We start from the raw sequence: 13447 nt of genomic DNA, 5'->3' as shown, positions 1-13447 counted from the left end.
CTATCAATTGACGCCACCAAGCGTCGAATCCATCCAGCGAGGAGACAGGTGAATATTCACGAATATCAGGCGAAGGAACTGCTGAAGGGCTATGGCGTCGCCGTGCCGAATGGGCGCGTCGCGTTCACGCCGCAGGAGGCGGAAGACGCGGCGCTCGCGCTAGGCGGCTCGGTGTGGGTCGTGAAGTCGCAGATTCATGCGGGCGGGCGCGGCGCGGGCCGTTTCGTCGACGATCCGAACGGCAAAGGCGGCGTGCGCGTCGTCAAGTCGGTTAGCGATGTCGGTCTGAATGCGACGCAGATGCTGTCGCACGTGCTCGTCACGAAGCAGACGGGGCCGGCGGGACGCGAAGTGAAGCGTATCTATATCGAGGAAGGCTGCGCGATCGAACGCGAGCTGTATCTCGGCATGCTGATCGACCGCAGCACGTCGCGCATCACGGTAATGGCGTCGACGGAAGGCGGCATGGAGATCGAGGAAGTGGCCGCGCGCACGCCCGAAAAAATCCTCAAAGTCGCAATCGATCCCGCGACAGGGCTGCAACCGTTCCACGCGCGCCAGCTCGCGTTCGGCCTCGGACTGACAGGCAAGCAGATCAAGTCGGCGACGCAGTTCATCGCCAACGCGTATCGCGCGTTCGTCGAACTGGATGCGTCGATCGTCGAGATCAATCCGCTCGTCGTCACGCAGCAAGGCGACGTGATCGCGCTCGACGCAAAGATCAATTTCGACGACAACGCCCTGTTCCGACATCCGTCCATTGAAGCGCTGCGCGACGAAGCCGAAGAAGACGCCGCCGAACTCGAAGCCGCGAAGCATGGCCTGAACTACGTGACGCTCGACGGCAATATCGGCTGCATGGTGAACGGCGCGGGCCTCGCGATGGCAACGATGGACATCATCAAGCTCTATGGCGGCGAACCGGCGAACTTTCTCGATGTGGGCGGCGGCGCCACCAAGGAGCGCGTCGCAACCGCGTTCCGGCTGATTCTGCGCGATCCCAAAGTGGAAGGGATCCTGGTCAATATCTTCGGCGGCATCATGCGCTGCGACGTGATTGCCGAAGGCGTCGTGAGCGCCGCGCGCGAGGTGGATTTACGCGTGCCGCTCGTCGTGCGACTGGAAGGCACGAACGTCGAACTCGGCAAGCAGATTCTGCGCGACTCGGGCCTGCCGATTCTCTCGGCCGATCATCTCGCCGACGCGGCAAGCAAAGTCGTCGCCGCAGTCAAAGAACGCAACGCGACGGAGGCAAACTGACATGGCCGTACTGATCGATCGCAACACGAAAGTGATTTGCCAGGGCTTCACCGGGTCGCAAGGCACGTTTCACTCCGAGCAGGCGCTCGCTTACGGCACGCTGATGGTCGGCGGCGTCACTCCCGGCAAGGGCGGCACGACGCATCTCGGGCTGCCCGTGTTCGACACCGTCGCCGATGCCGTCGATGCGACGGGCGCGAACGCGTCCGTGATCTACGTGCCGCCGCCGATGGCCGCCGATGCGATTCTCGAAGCCGTCGAGGCCGAGCTTCCCCTCGTTGTCTGCATCACCGAGGGTATTCCCGTCATCGACATGGTGCGCGTGAAGCGCGCGCTCGCCGGCTCGGCGACGCGCCTGATCGGGCCGAACTGCCCGGGCGTCATCACGCCGGGCCAGTGCAAGATCGGCATCATGCCGGGGCACATCCATCGTCCGGGCAAAATCGGCGTGGTGTCGCGCTCGGGCACGCTGACCTACGAAGCCGTCGCGCAAACCACGGCGGCGGGCCTCGGGCAGACGACCTGCATCGGCATTGGCGGCGATCCCGTCAACGGCACGAACTTCATCGATTGCCTGGAGATGTTCCTCGCCGACGACGAGACCGAAGGCATCATCATGATCGGCGAAATCGGCGGCTCGGCTGAAGAGGACGCGGCGCAGTTCCTGAAGGATTCAGGCTCGAAGAAGCCGGTGGTGGGATTCATTGCAGGAACGAGTGCGCCGCCGGGACGGCGCATGGGGCACGCGGGCGCGATCATCTCGGGCGGCAAGGGCACGGCGGGCGCGAAGATCGACGCGATGCGCTCGGCGGGCATCCATGTCGCGCAGTCGCCGGCGGCGCTCGGCGAGACGATGCTCAAAGCCATGCAGTCATGATGTGAAAAATGCCAGCGGACTGTCAGGTCCGCTGGCATTTGCATGCATCAAACAGCAACGCTCAATCCAGAAAATCGCAATTCGCTTCGACGAAAGCAGCGAGACCGAGCGAGTGATCTCGCACGAGACGCTCGGCGAGTTCGGTATCGCGTTTTTCCAGTGCCTCGATGATGCGCAGGTGATCGACGATCGAGCGCGACGCGCGGTCGCTCTGCGAAATCGTCATGCGACGGATCGCGCGCACGTGGATAAAGATGTTCTTGATCGTGTCGAGAATGATCTGCGACTTCGACAGTTCGACGATGGACTGATGGAACGCAATGTTCGCATCCGAATACTCGGCAATATGCTCGGCCGGCGTCGAATCGCGGAACTGGTCGAACATGTGACGCAGCCGCGCGATCTCTTCGTCCGATGCGTGCAGCGTGGCGAGACGCGCGGCCATGCTTTCCAGCGCGGCCCACATCTGGATCATCTCGACGATCTCACGCTTGCTCTTGCGCACAATATAGATGCCGCGCCTCGGCACCATGCGCAGAAAACCTTCCTGCTCCAGCAACGTCATCGCCTCGCGCACGGGCGTGCGGCTCACGCCCAGCGATTCGCTCAGCGCGCGCTCGTCAAGACGGATTTCTTCGCTCGATGCGTAAATGTCGGCGTCCGCGATGGCCTGACGCAGTAACGCGTAGGCCTGATCGCGGAGGCTGACGCTGTTGCCGATTGGCTGCAGCGCCAGAGGCAAGCTCAGTGCAGGTGTGGACACTGCTTAGTTCGACGAGCCGACCGCGTTCATCGCGGCTTCGACACGCGCGCGGTACGGCGTAGCTTCACGCACGACGGCGGCTTCGAGACCGGCATAACGGCCGTGCTTCGATGCCAGCTCGGCGACATGCTGCGGAATCCACTTGGTCAGCAGCACGGTTGCGGCCGAACCCAGGCCCACGACAGCGACGGCGAACATTGCAAGCGACACGAAATCCATTTGATGCTCCGGTCATTGAGTGATTGGATGACTCAATCATATGCTGCGTCGCGGAAAAAATCAAGTATCTTGTATGTGGTATATCAGATACAGTTGTTCAGCAATTGCAACAGTCTCAACGTAGCACGCCGCACGCGGAACCGCGATGGCTGGCCGTCCCAGCCGATACTGTGCTTTTTTTATCCGCTGCGAACTGTACTTCTAGAAGCGTTTGTCAGTACCGAAACAGCGTCGAACGCTGTTCCAAAAAACCACAAAGCAGCCTTTCCATGTGCATACGCAGCAACCGACGGGCCCAAATCGATTCCGCCCCGAAATGAATACGGGCGCATGGCGCGTCAAGCGGTCACCTGCGGCAGCATGTCGCTTGAAATCGCTGTATCCCGCTGCGCACAACGGTCCTGGCGGTTTCCATATGCATTTAATTCTCATATTGCCAAGCGGATCGTGTGCACCTATCGTCTCGCCATTGCCGAATTTGGCCTCCAGGTAGCACGTTTTTGAATATGTTGCAGCCCAACATATCTATCGAAACTTGCGCTACCTCAAGTTTTGGCAATTGAAACCGATAACCAGACGTTTAGCCCGATCGGAGACCGACCATGAGCAGCATCACTGAGCCCGGCGGTAACGCCAGCTCGCCATCCTTCTTTTCAAAACAGGCAACGATCGCCCAACCTGGCTTTTCCCGCTGGATGGTGCCGCCTGCCGCCCTCGCCGTGCACCTGTGCATTGGCCAGGCCTACGCGTTCTCCGTCTTCAACGGCCCGCTCACCAAAGTCATCGGCATCACGCAGTCCACGCCGGACGACTGGTCGCTGACCACGCTCGGCTGGATCTTCTCGCTCGCGATCGTCTGCCTCGGCTTGTCGGCGGCGTTTGCCGGCAAGTGGCTCGAAAAAGTCGGTCCGCGCCGCACGATGTTCACGGCCGCATGCTGCTTCGGCGGCGGCTTCATCGTCTCGGCGATCGGCGTGTGGACGCACCAGATCGCGCTGCTGTATCTAGGCTATGGCGTGATCGGCGGAATCGGGCTCGGGCTCGGTTACGTGTCGCCTGTATCGACGCTGATCCGCTGGTTCCCGGACCGCCGCGGCATGGCGACGGGCATGGCGATCATGGGCTTCGGCGGCGGCGCGATGATCGCCGCCCCGCTCTCCGTCGCGCTGATGAACCACTTCAAGAGCGCGACGAGCATCGGCGTGGCTGAAACGTTCATCGTGCTCGGCATCGCGTACTTCATTTCGATGTCGATCGGCGCACTCGCGATCCGCGTGCCGCCCGCCGACTGGAAGCCGGCCGGCTGGACGCCGCCCGCGACCACGACGCAGAAGATGATCACGCGCAACCACGTGCACATCGACCAGGCGCTGAAGACGCCCCAGTTCTATCTGATCTGGCTGGTGCTGTTCCTGAACGTGACGGCGGGCATCGGCATTCTCGGCCAGGCTTCCGTGATGATCCAGGAAAGCTTCAAGGACACGGTAAGCGCCGCGGCAGCCGCGGGCTTCGTCGGCCTGTTGTCGCTGTTCAACATGGGCGGCCGCTTCGTGTGGGCGTCGGCGTCGGACTACGTGGGCCGCAAGAACACGTACTTCATCTTCTTCGCGCTGGGCGCCGTGCTGTACTGGCTCGTGCCGAGCTTCGCGTCGGCGGGCAACATTGCGCTGTTCGTGCTGTGCTACTGCGTGATTCTGTCGATGTACGGCGGCGGCTTCTCGACTGTGCCCGCCTATCTGGCGGACATGTTCGGCACGGCATTCGTCGGCGGCATTCACGGGCGTCTGTTGACGGCGTGGGCGGCAGCGGGCGTCGCGGGCCCCGTGCTCGTCAACTACATCCGTGCCTATCAGGTTGCGCATGGCGTTGCGAAAGCGGACGCGTACACGATGACCGTGCACATCATGACCGTGCTGCTCGTGATCGGCTTCATCTGCAACCTGCTCGTCAAGCGTGTGGACGACAAGCATCACATGACGGACGCGCAACTCGCGTCCGCCAAATAAGGTCTGACAAAGGAGAACCACAATGTCGACGCAAACCGCTCATCCGACGAACAAAGGCCTGCTCGCCGTGTTCTGGGTATATGTGCTGATTCCGCTGACGTGGGGCGTGGTGAACACGCTGCTGCAGGCGATGAAGCTGTTCGGCTGAGCCGATTTCAGCACCGCAGTTTGAAAAAGGCCGGGCATCGCTGCCCGGCCTTTTTTATTGCGCTAGAACTTCGGCGCGTCCGCGGTTCCGGTGGGCGGAAGCTGCAGCGGAAAGGTGATTTCGAACGTCGTGCCGACGCCGCGCTGCGAATCGAAGCGCAGTTCGCCGTCCAGCATCCGGGACAATTCCTTGACGATAGCGAGGCCGAGCCCCGCGCCGGGCACATCGTCGTCGTTGGCGCGCTCGAACTCCTTGAACACACGGTCACGATCCGATGCGCCGATGCCCACGCCCGTATCCGACACGCGCAGACACCATGCGTCGTTGCCGCGCGCCCTTACTTCCAGCGTGACCTCGCCCGCCTTCGTGTATTTCGATGCATTCGTCAGCAGATTGATCGCGATCTGCTTGAGCTTGAGGCGGTTCGACTGCACGGACGCCAGTTGCCCGTCGAACGATGCATTCAGCTTGAGCCCCTTCTCGCGAATTGCCGGGCCGCATGACGCGACCAGTTCGTCGAACAGCGCGTGAAGATCGACGGTTTCGACAGCGGCCTGATTCGTGTCGCCGAGCACCACCGAATATTCGACCAGTTCATCGACCAGCACCTTCATGTCGGCGGCCTGCCGGTTCGCGAGCGCCAGCGCGGCCTCGGTCTTTGCCGGCGCGCGCGCGACGAGCTGCAACGCCATCGAAAACACATTGAGAAAGTTTCGCAGATCGTGCACGACGCTACGCGTGATCTGCATGCGCGACTCGTACAGTTCGCCGACCAGCTTTTGCTTGAGCAGCAGTTCGTGGTTGGCGCGTTCGAGCCGCCCTGTATATTCGTCGATCTTGCGATCGCGTTCGGTGACGACTTCACGTATCGACGTCAGCGTGACGAAGCTGACGGCTTCGTCGATGAAATAGCGCGCACGTTCTTCGTGGCGCCGCGTAAAAGCGGGATGCGCCTCCGCGTACTGGACGACGGCGCCCATCAGCACCTGGCGGAACAGATCGAGCTCGCGCACGAGTTCGTCGATGCGGTAACCCTGTTTCCAGCGCATCTTGCCGTGCAGCTTCGCCTTGCGCTCGATTTCGGGCTCGACCTCTTCGAGGTCCTGCTGCTCGAGCGCGCTGCACATCGAATCGAGAATATCGGGGACGTGATCCGCCAGTTGCTCGTTCGTCAGACGATCATGTTCCGTCAGTTCGACATCGCTGAACACGGCCTTCAGCCAGCGTTCGGTCAGTTCGACCTCTTTACTGCGGATGTGCGCGGCGAATGCGCCGAGCGGTCGTGATTGCGTCGTGGCCATGGTTGTCGTTCGCGTGTCGCCCAAAGCGTCGTGCTGCGATATCGAACGGCTGCGATGCGGCATTACCGGCGCACTACCCGCATACCGCAGCCCTCTCCCATGTCGGCTTCGCGCCAACGACGTTCATCGTACTACGACTTCAGGCGATAGCCCGTTTTGAATATCCATGCGATCACCGCAAGGAAGATGCAAAGAAACAGCGCGGTCATGCCCAGACTGATGCCGACGCTGACATCCGCGAGCCCGAAGAAGCTCCAGCGAAAGCCGCTGACCAGATAGACGATCGGGTTGAACAGCGTAACGATTTTCCACGCGGGCGGCAGCATCGCGACCGAGTAGAAACTACCGCCGAGAAACGTCAGCGGCGTGATGATGAGCAGCGGCACGAGCTGCAGCTTCTCGAAGTTGTCGGCCCAAATCCCGATGATGAAGCCGAGCAAACTGAAGGTAACGGCCGTCAACACGAGAAACGCGATCATCCAGACAGGATGCTGCACCTGCAACGGCACGAACAGGCCGGCTGTCGCCAGAATGATCAGACCGAGAATGATCGACTTGGTCGCCGCCGCGCCGACGTAGCTGACCACGATCTCCACATATGACACGGGCGCGGACAACAACTCGTAAATCGTGCCGGTGAAGCGCGGGAAATAGATACCGAACGACGCATTCGAAATACTCTGCGACAACAGCGACAGCATGATGAGCCCCGGCACGATGAACGAGCCGTAGCTGATGCCTTCCACTTCGCGGATGCGCGAGCCGATCGCCGAGCCGAACACGATGAAATAGAGCGACGTCGAAATGACGGGCGCTATCACGCTCTGCATCAGCGTGCGACCGGTGCGCGCCATTTCGAAGCGGTAGATGGCGCGGATGGCATGGATGTTCATCGCACGCTCTCCTCTTGTTGTTGCTTGTGCACGAGACTCACGAAGATGTCTTCGAGCGAGCTTTGTGTGGTGTGCAGGTCCTTGAAGCGGATGCCCGCTTCGCTGAGATCGTTGAGCAGCGCAACGATGCTGCTGCTCTTCTCGCGTTCGGCGTCGTACGTGTAGATCAGTTCGCCGTTGTCGTTCGCAAGCTCCAGCCCATAATCCGCCAGCGACGCCGGAATGCTCGCGAGCGGCGATTCGAGCTGCAGCGTCAGCTGCTTCTTGCCGAGTTTGCGCATCAACTCCACTTTGTCTTCGACGAGCATGATCTGGCCGCCGTTGATCACACCGATGCGGTCGGCCATCTCTTCGGCTTCGTCGATGTAATGCGTGGTGAGGATGATCGTCACGCCGTTCGCGCTCAGCGAGCGCACCAGCTTCCACATGTCGCGGCGCAGTTCGACGTCGACGCCCGCCGTCGGCTCGTCGAGAAACAGGATGCGCGGCTCGTGTGACAACGCCTTGGCGATCAGCACGCGCCGCTTCATGCCGCCCGACAGCTGGATGATGCGGCTATTGCGCTTCTCCCACAGCGAGAGATCGCGCAGCACCTTCTCGATATGCGCCGGATTCTTCGGCTTGCCGAACAGGCCGCGGCTGAACGAGACCGTCGCCCAGACCGTTTCGAACGCATCCGTGGTCAATTCCTGCGGCACCAGCCCGATCAGCGAGCGCGCGGCGCGATAGTCGTTGCGGATATCGCGGCCGTCGACGGTCACGGTGCCTTCGCTCGCATTGACGATGCCGCAGATGATGCTGATGAGTGTGGTCTTACCCGCGCCGTTCGGCCCGAGCAATGCAAAGATTTCGCCTTGGCGAATGGAGAGGTCGATACGCTTGAGGGCCTGAAAACCCGATGCGTATGTCTTCGACAGATTCGAGACCGAGATGATGGGTAGCATAGACGCGAACGATAGCAGATACCGCCCCGCCACGCCGTTACTCTGCCCGATTTGACGTTCCAGCGCCGCCCGTGCGGGCGAATCCGTCAAAGACCGTCGTCTTCCTGACTTTCGATCACCATTCGTGCTTCGACGCGCACGGGCACGCGCGTCAACGCCGCGCCAAGGCAAGGACCATCGACGCACACGCCGTCTTCGAAGCGGAACATCGCGCTGTGATGCGCACACATCAGGTGCTCGCCGTCATAGGTCCAGAAAGTGTCCGGCTCGTAGTTGAGCGGGATCGAGAAGTGCGGGCACACGTTGCGGTAGGCCCACGCGCGATCGCCGCGGCGCAGCACGACGATCGCCACCTCGCCCGCCTCGTCACGCGAGACCTGCCGGCCGCCGCCATCGGGAATGTCATCGAGCGGACATAGTGCCGTTGCCGTCATCATCATGCCGCTCCGTCTGAGCGCGTCAGCACGAAGTCGCGCTGCACGTCGAAGAATGGGCTCGGCAAGTCCCACTCCTTCGCGTCGGCGCGGCTCTCGTTCGTCACATACTCGACCACGAGCGAAGGCTTCACGCCGAACACCGCATCCGAATCGACATACGGGTCGTCGGAACTGAACAGCGCTGTGGTGAGCGTGTCGTAGCCTGGCGCCTGAATCAGGAAATGCACATGCGCGGGCCGCATCGGATGACGGCCGAGCGCGAGCAGCATCTGGCCGACGGGGCCGTCCGTCGGAATCGGATAGGGTGTCGGCTTGATCGAACGGAATGCGTATTCGCCATTCGGTCCCGAACGGAAGCGGCCACGCAAATTGCTCTCCGGCTGGTCCGGGTCCTGTCCTTCGTACATGCCGTTATTGGCCGTTTCCCACACTTCGATCAGCGCATCGGGGACAGGCTTACCCGCTTCGTCGATCAGCCGCCCGCGAAACAGCGCCGGCTCGCCTTCGGTGCGCGCGATGTTCGCGCCGAACGCTTCGTCGTGCGCGCCTTCGCGATAGAACGGCCCGAGCAGGCTGTGCTCCGTGGCAGCCGATTCCGTCACGTCGTGCTGGCGATGAATCGCGTCGAGCATGATCGACAGGCCGAGCGTGTCCGACAGCAGAATGAACTCCTGCCGAATGCCGTCGCACTTCTTGCCCGTCTGCGTGAGGAACTCGATACCACGCCGCCATTCGTCGCCCGTCAGTTGCACTTCTTCGGCAAACGCGTGCACGTGTTTGATAAGCGCCGTCATGATCTCCTTCAGGCGCGCGTCGGCGCAGCCCGAAAGCGTGGCGAGCACGATGTCGGTAGTGGGGTGAACTGCGGAATTGCCGTTTGTCTCGCTCATGATGTTGTCCTCACGCTCTGTGGGCGCTGGTTGCGTTGTTCATTGCTTCACGTCCATACCGCTTGCGCTATGCAGGCCTGCGTCCTTCGTAAGCATCTTCCAGCAACGCGCGAAGCGGCTCGCGCTCCACCGCGCGAGGATTCCAGTAAGGGCTCTTCAACGCGAGACTGAGCGCAACATCAATCTCGCTCTCCTTCATGCCGATGTCCCTCAGCGCGATCGGCGCGCCGTTGTCGCGGGCGAGATCGTACACGGCTTGCGCGGCATCGTCCGCATGCAGGGCACGCGCGATACGCTGCATCGCTTGCGGCGCCGCCGCGCGGTTGTAGGCGAGCGCATGCGGCAACACGATCGTGTGCGTCCCGGCATGCGGCAGATTGAACGTGCCGCCAAGCGTATGACACAGCTTGTGATGCAGCGACATGCCGACACTGCCCAGCACCGAGCCGCACAGCCACGCGCCATACAGACACGCAGCGCGCGCATCGAGATCGTCGGGCGTCTTCATCACGCGCGGCAAGCCTTCGCCCAACGCGCGTATGCCCTCTTCCGCCATCAGGCTCATGATGGGATTCGCGTCCTGCGCATAGAGACCTTCGGCGGCGTGCGCCATCGCGTTGATGCCGCTCGTCAAGGAAAGCGCCCCCGGCAGCGAAACAGTCAAAGACGGATCGTAGATGACCGTCTTCGGCAACACGCGCAAGTCACGGCCCGTCTTCTTCACGCCGCTTTCCGTGAGGCCGTAGATCGGCGTCATTTCGGAACCGGCGTACGTGGTCGGAATCGCGATGATGGGCAGCGACGTTTCGAGCGCAATTGCCTTACCGAGGCCCGTCGTCGAACCGCCGCCAATGGCAATCGCGCAATCGGCACCGACCCGCGCCGCGTATTCGCGCGCGGCACGCGCCGTTTCGACGGGCACGTGCATCACCGCTTCAGCATACACGCCCGCCGCACGCGGCCCGATGCGTTCCGCGAGTTGCTCGGCCTGTGCGCGCTGCTGCGGCGTCGACAGCACGATGGCGCGTTGCGCGCCGAGCAATTCGATCTCACGGCCCAATTGATCCAGACTGCCGACGCCGAATACGACGCGCGAAGGCAAGCCCTGATAGACGAACGATTCCATGACGTTAATCTTCCAACCCGGTTTCAGCGCGGATAGTAAGGCGGGATCTGCGCATCGACATTGATCCACACCGACTTGGCCTGAGTGTACTCGCGCATCGCTTCGAACCCCATCTCACGTCCATAGCCGCTCGCGCCGACGCCGCCGAACGGCGAACCCGGACTCACGCGCTTGTAGCAGTTGACCCACACCATGCCGCTGTGAATCTCACGCGCAATCAGATGTGCGCGTTGCAGGTCGCGCGTCCACAGCCCCGCGCCGAGGCCGTACTCGGTGCCGTTCGCAATCGCGAGCGCTTCCTCGTCGGTGCGGAACGTCGTCACGCTCATGAATGGGCCGAACACTTCTTCCTGCGATACGCGATCGGTCGGCTTCGCTTCGACGATAGTCGGCTCGACATAGCAGCCGTTCGCGAGCGCCGCATGGTCCGGCGACTTGCCGCCCGACAGCACGCGTCCGCCCTGCTCGCGCGCGATATCGACATACGACAGCACGCGATCGCGATGCTGGCGTGACGTCAGCGGGCCCATTTCCGTCGATGGATCGAGCGGATCGCCGATGCGGATCGAGCGCGCGAGCGCTACGAACTTCTCGAGCACTTCGTCCGCAACGGACTCATGCACGATCATCCGCGACGCGGCGATGCACGCCTGCCCCTGGTTATGAAAGATGCCGAACGCGGAGCCTTGCACGACGGCATCGATATTCGCGTCGCCGAACACGATGTTCGCGCCCTTGCCACCCAGTTCGAGTTGCACCTTCTTCAAATTGCCGCTCGACGCCTGCACGATCTTGCGTCCCACGGCCGTCGAGCCCGTGAATGCGACCTTGCCGATCTCCGGATGTTCAGCGATGTACTGACCCGCCACATGCCCAAGCCCCGGCAGAATATTGACGACGCCAGCAGGAAAGCCGACTTCGGCCATCAGCTCGGCAATCGCGAGACTGGACAACGGCGTGAGTTCGGCGGGCTTCATGATCACGCAGTTGCCCGCTGCGAGCGCCGGCGCCATCTTCCAGCTGGTGAACATCAGCGGAAAATTCCACGGCACCACCTGCCCGACGATGCCCACCGGCTCGCGCGTCAGGTAATTCAGAAAGCCCTGCTCGACGGGAATCACCGAGCCTTCGAACTTGTCGGCCATGCCGCCGAAATAGCGGAACGTCGCCGCCGTGCGCGGCACGTCCAGATTGCGCGTGTCGCGGATCGGATGACCCGTGTCCATCGATTCGAGGCGCGCGAGCCGGTCCGCGTTCGCTTCGATCGCATCGGCAAGCTTCAGCAGCAGACGCCCACGATCCGCGCCCGCCATGTTGCTCCATTTCGGGAACGCCGCTTTCGCTGCGGCCACGGCGCGATCGACGTCGCCGTGATTCGCCATCGCAACGTCAGCGATCACCGAGTTGTCGTGAGGGTTGAGCGTGGCGAGTGTTTCGCCCGAGAGCGATGGCACGAAGCGGCCGTCGATGAAGAGTTGCGTTTGCATGTCAGTCCTGCTCGATGAGGCGTTTGGGCGTGAGCGTCCCCGCGGCGCCACCTGTCTGGCGCCGTCCACAGGGAACACGAAAGGAAGTGCTTAAAGCTGAATCGGATACGGCGGCAGTTCACCGCTCTCGTAGCGCTTCGGTAAATCGGGCGTCGCGTTCTCCCACACCAGCAGCATCGAACGCTTCTGCGAATAGCCCTTGTGGCGGATATCGGCGGGCATCGCGGCAATGTCGCCTGCGTTCATCGTGATGCGCGCACGCGGCTCGCCCGTATCCTTGTCGGCGACATCCCAGATGATCTGATCCGACAGTTGCAGGAACCACTCGACGCGATCGTTGCCGTGAAACACGGGCAGCACGAATTCTTCCGTGGTCGGGCAAAACAGGCTCTGCTTGCACACCGACGTCACGGACGGATTCCACGTCACGTCAGAACGCGACAGATACTTGAACAGACTGAACGCATGCAGTTCGTTTTCGAAGCCTGGCGCGGCGTGAATCTCGGGCTCGTCCTGCGCGACATCGGCAAACTGGCGGTTGATCGGGAAATCGTCGCGCAGCGGCGAATCGCCTTCGAGTCCCGGCATGCGCTTCGTCGCAATGCGCGTGCGTTCGATCGCCGCGATGTTGTCGCCATGTTTTGCGCCGAACGCGGAACCCGTCTCTTCAGGCGCGGCGAACGGGTCGAAGCCCTCGTTGACCCAGTCCCGCAGAATCGCCTTGAAGGTCGCCATGATGACGGGCGTGTCGAACTGCTGCGTGTGGTCGACGCCGGCGTCGCGGAAGCTCGCGTTATACGCGCCCGCATACATGTCGACCTTGCCGTAGTGATTGCGCGTGCCGATCACTTCGTCGAAATTGACCCAGCCGTAGAAGAAGCCCCACGCGACGTCCCGCATCATTGCGCGCAGGAAGTCGTCGGCGTGCATCTGATGCGAGCGCTGCTCGCCTTTCGCGGGCCACTTGACGGTGACGAAGTAGGCGTCGCGTGAAAACTCGAAATCGCCGAGGCGGAACGTGCGATAACCCGTGGCGGCATCCGGCTCGCCTGCGCAGACGTTTTGCAACGTATTGACTGTGCTCATGACCGACTCC

At 62.1% G+C, this 13447-nt stretch carries 15 protein-coding genes; 5 read left to right on the top strand and 10 right to left on the bottom strand.

The genetic code is table 11. From position 1 onward, the window contains the following. The first annotated feature begins 48 nt into the window (after window positions 1–48). Together sucC and sucD are read left to right on the top strand one after the other, a co-directional pair. A complete protein-coding gene (sucC, locus tag PPGU16_RS27935) occupies window positions 49–1260 on the top strand; it encodes an ADP-forming succinate--CoA ligase subunit beta (protein WP_180723605.1) in 1212 nt (403 codons plus the stop codon). A gap of 1 nt (window position 1261) precedes the next feature. Then, window positions 1262–2137 carry a succinate--CoA ligase subunit alpha gene (sucD, locus tag PPGU16_RS27930; RefSeq protein WP_180723604.1) on the top strand — a complete coding sequence of 292 codons (876 nt, stop codon included), beginning with the start codon at window positions 1262–1264 and terminating at the stop codon, window positions 2135–2137. Window positions 2138–2198: 61 nt separating this feature from the next. Here the strand turns inward: sucD and PPGU16_RS27925 are convergent, their stop codons facing one another. Together PPGU16_RS27925 and PPGU16_RS27920 are read right to left on the bottom strand one after the other, a co-directional pair. After that, complete coding sequence (locus tag PPGU16_RS27925) at window positions 2199–2879, bottom strand: GntR family transcriptional regulator (RefSeq protein WP_180725234.1); 681 nt, start codon at window positions 2877–2879, stop codon at window positions 2199–2201. A gap of 24 nt (window positions 2880–2903) precedes the next feature. Next, on the bottom strand, window positions 2904–3119 hold the full coding sequence (locus PPGU16_RS27920; RefSeq protein WP_180723603.1) for a hypothetical protein: 216 nt from the start codon (window positions 3117–3119) through the stop codon (window positions 2904–2906). Between the two features lie 27 nt (window positions 3120–3146). On the opposite strand from PPGU16_RS27920, the gene PPGU16_RS27915 reads away from it, so the two are divergent. From PPGU16_RS27915 to PPGU16_RS27905, 3 genes are all read left to right on the top strand, one after another. Next, window positions 3147–3623 (top strand): hypothetical protein, encoded by a 477-nt coding sequence (locus PPGU16_RS27915; protein ID WP_180723602.1) that lies wholly within the window; start codon window positions 3147–3149, stop codon window positions 3621–3623. A gap of 98 nt (window positions 3624–3721) precedes the next feature. Next, window positions 3722–5125, top strand: coding sequence for an L-lactate MFS transporter (locus tag PPGU16_RS27910; RefSeq protein ID WP_180723601.1), 1404 nt, complete (start codon window positions 3722–3724; stop codon window positions 5123–5125). Between the two features lie 22 nt (window positions 5126–5147). Continuing rightward, entirely contained in the window at window positions 5148–5273 is a 126-nt protein-coding gene (locus PPGU16_RS27905; RefSeq protein ID WP_007733319.1) for an MFS transporter small subunit, read from the top strand. A 62-nt stretch (window positions 5274–5335) separates the two neighbouring features. On the opposite strand, the gene PPGU16_RS27900 is transcribed toward PPGU16_RS27905, so the two are convergent. The 8 genes from PPGU16_RS27900 to PPGU16_RS27865 form a co-directional block, all read right to left on the bottom strand. Beyond that, window positions 5336–6574: a sensor histidine kinase gene (locus PPGU16_RS27900; protein WP_180723600.1), complete on the bottom strand. Its 1239-nt coding sequence runs from the start codon at window positions 6572–6574 to the stop codon at window positions 5336–5338. A gap of 131 nt (window positions 6575–6705) precedes the next feature. After that, the gene (locus PPGU16_RS27895) at window positions 6706–7467 is read right to left on the bottom strand and encodes an ABC transporter permease (protein ID WP_180723599.1); all 762 of its coding nucleotides are present in this window, start codon (window positions 7465–7467) and stop codon (window positions 6706–6708) included. Then, window positions 7464–8411, bottom strand: coding sequence for an ABC transporter ATP-binding protein (locus PPGU16_RS27890; protein WP_180723598.1), 948 nt, complete (start codon window positions 8409–8411; stop codon window positions 7464–7466). Before PPGU16_RS27890 ends, PPGU16_RS27895 begins: the two co-directional genes overlap by 4 nt. Window positions 8412–8497: 86 nt before the next feature. Further along, a complete protein-coding gene (locus PPGU16_RS27885; protein WP_180723597.1) occupies window positions 8498–8851 on the bottom strand; it encodes a Rieske (2Fe-2S) protein in 354 nt (117 codons plus the stop codon). Continuing rightward, window positions 8848–9738 carry an intradiol ring-cleavage dioxygenase gene (locus PPGU16_RS27880; protein ID WP_180723596.1) on the bottom strand — a complete coding sequence of 297 codons (891 nt, stop codon included), beginning with the start codon at window positions 9736–9738 and terminating at the stop codon, window positions 8848–8850. Before PPGU16_RS27880 ends, PPGU16_RS27885 begins: the two co-directional genes overlap by 4 nt. Window positions 9739–9805: 67 nt before the next feature. Beyond that, on the bottom strand, window positions 9806–10864 hold the full coding sequence (locus tag PPGU16_RS27875) for a maleylacetate reductase (protein ID WP_180723595.1): 1059 nt from the start codon (window positions 10862–10864) through the stop codon (window positions 9806–9808). A 23-nt stretch (window positions 10865–10887) separates the two neighbouring features. Beyond that, the gene (locus PPGU16_RS27870) at window positions 10888–12351 is read right to left on the bottom strand and encodes an aldehyde dehydrogenase family protein (RefSeq protein ID WP_180723594.1); all 1464 of its coding nucleotides are present in this window, start codon (window positions 12349–12351) and stop codon (window positions 10888–10890) included. Between the two features lie 90 nt (window positions 12352–12441). Beyond that, window positions 12442–13437 (bottom strand): hydroxyquinol 1,2-dioxygenase, encoded by a 996-nt coding sequence (locus tag PPGU16_RS27865; RefSeq protein WP_180723593.1) that lies wholly within the window; start codon window positions 13435–13437, stop codon window positions 12442–12444. Window positions 13438–13447: the final 10 nt, after the last annotated feature.

The sequence above is a fragment of the Paraburkholderia largidicola genome (genome assembly GCF_013426895.1).
GTDB classification, from domain to species: domain Bacteria; phylum Pseudomonadota; class Gammaproteobacteria; order Burkholderiales; family Burkholderiaceae; genus Paraburkholderia; species Paraburkholderia largidicola.
Note: the sequence above shows the minus strand (reverse complement) of the source record. Positions and strands in the feature narration are given on the sequence as shown.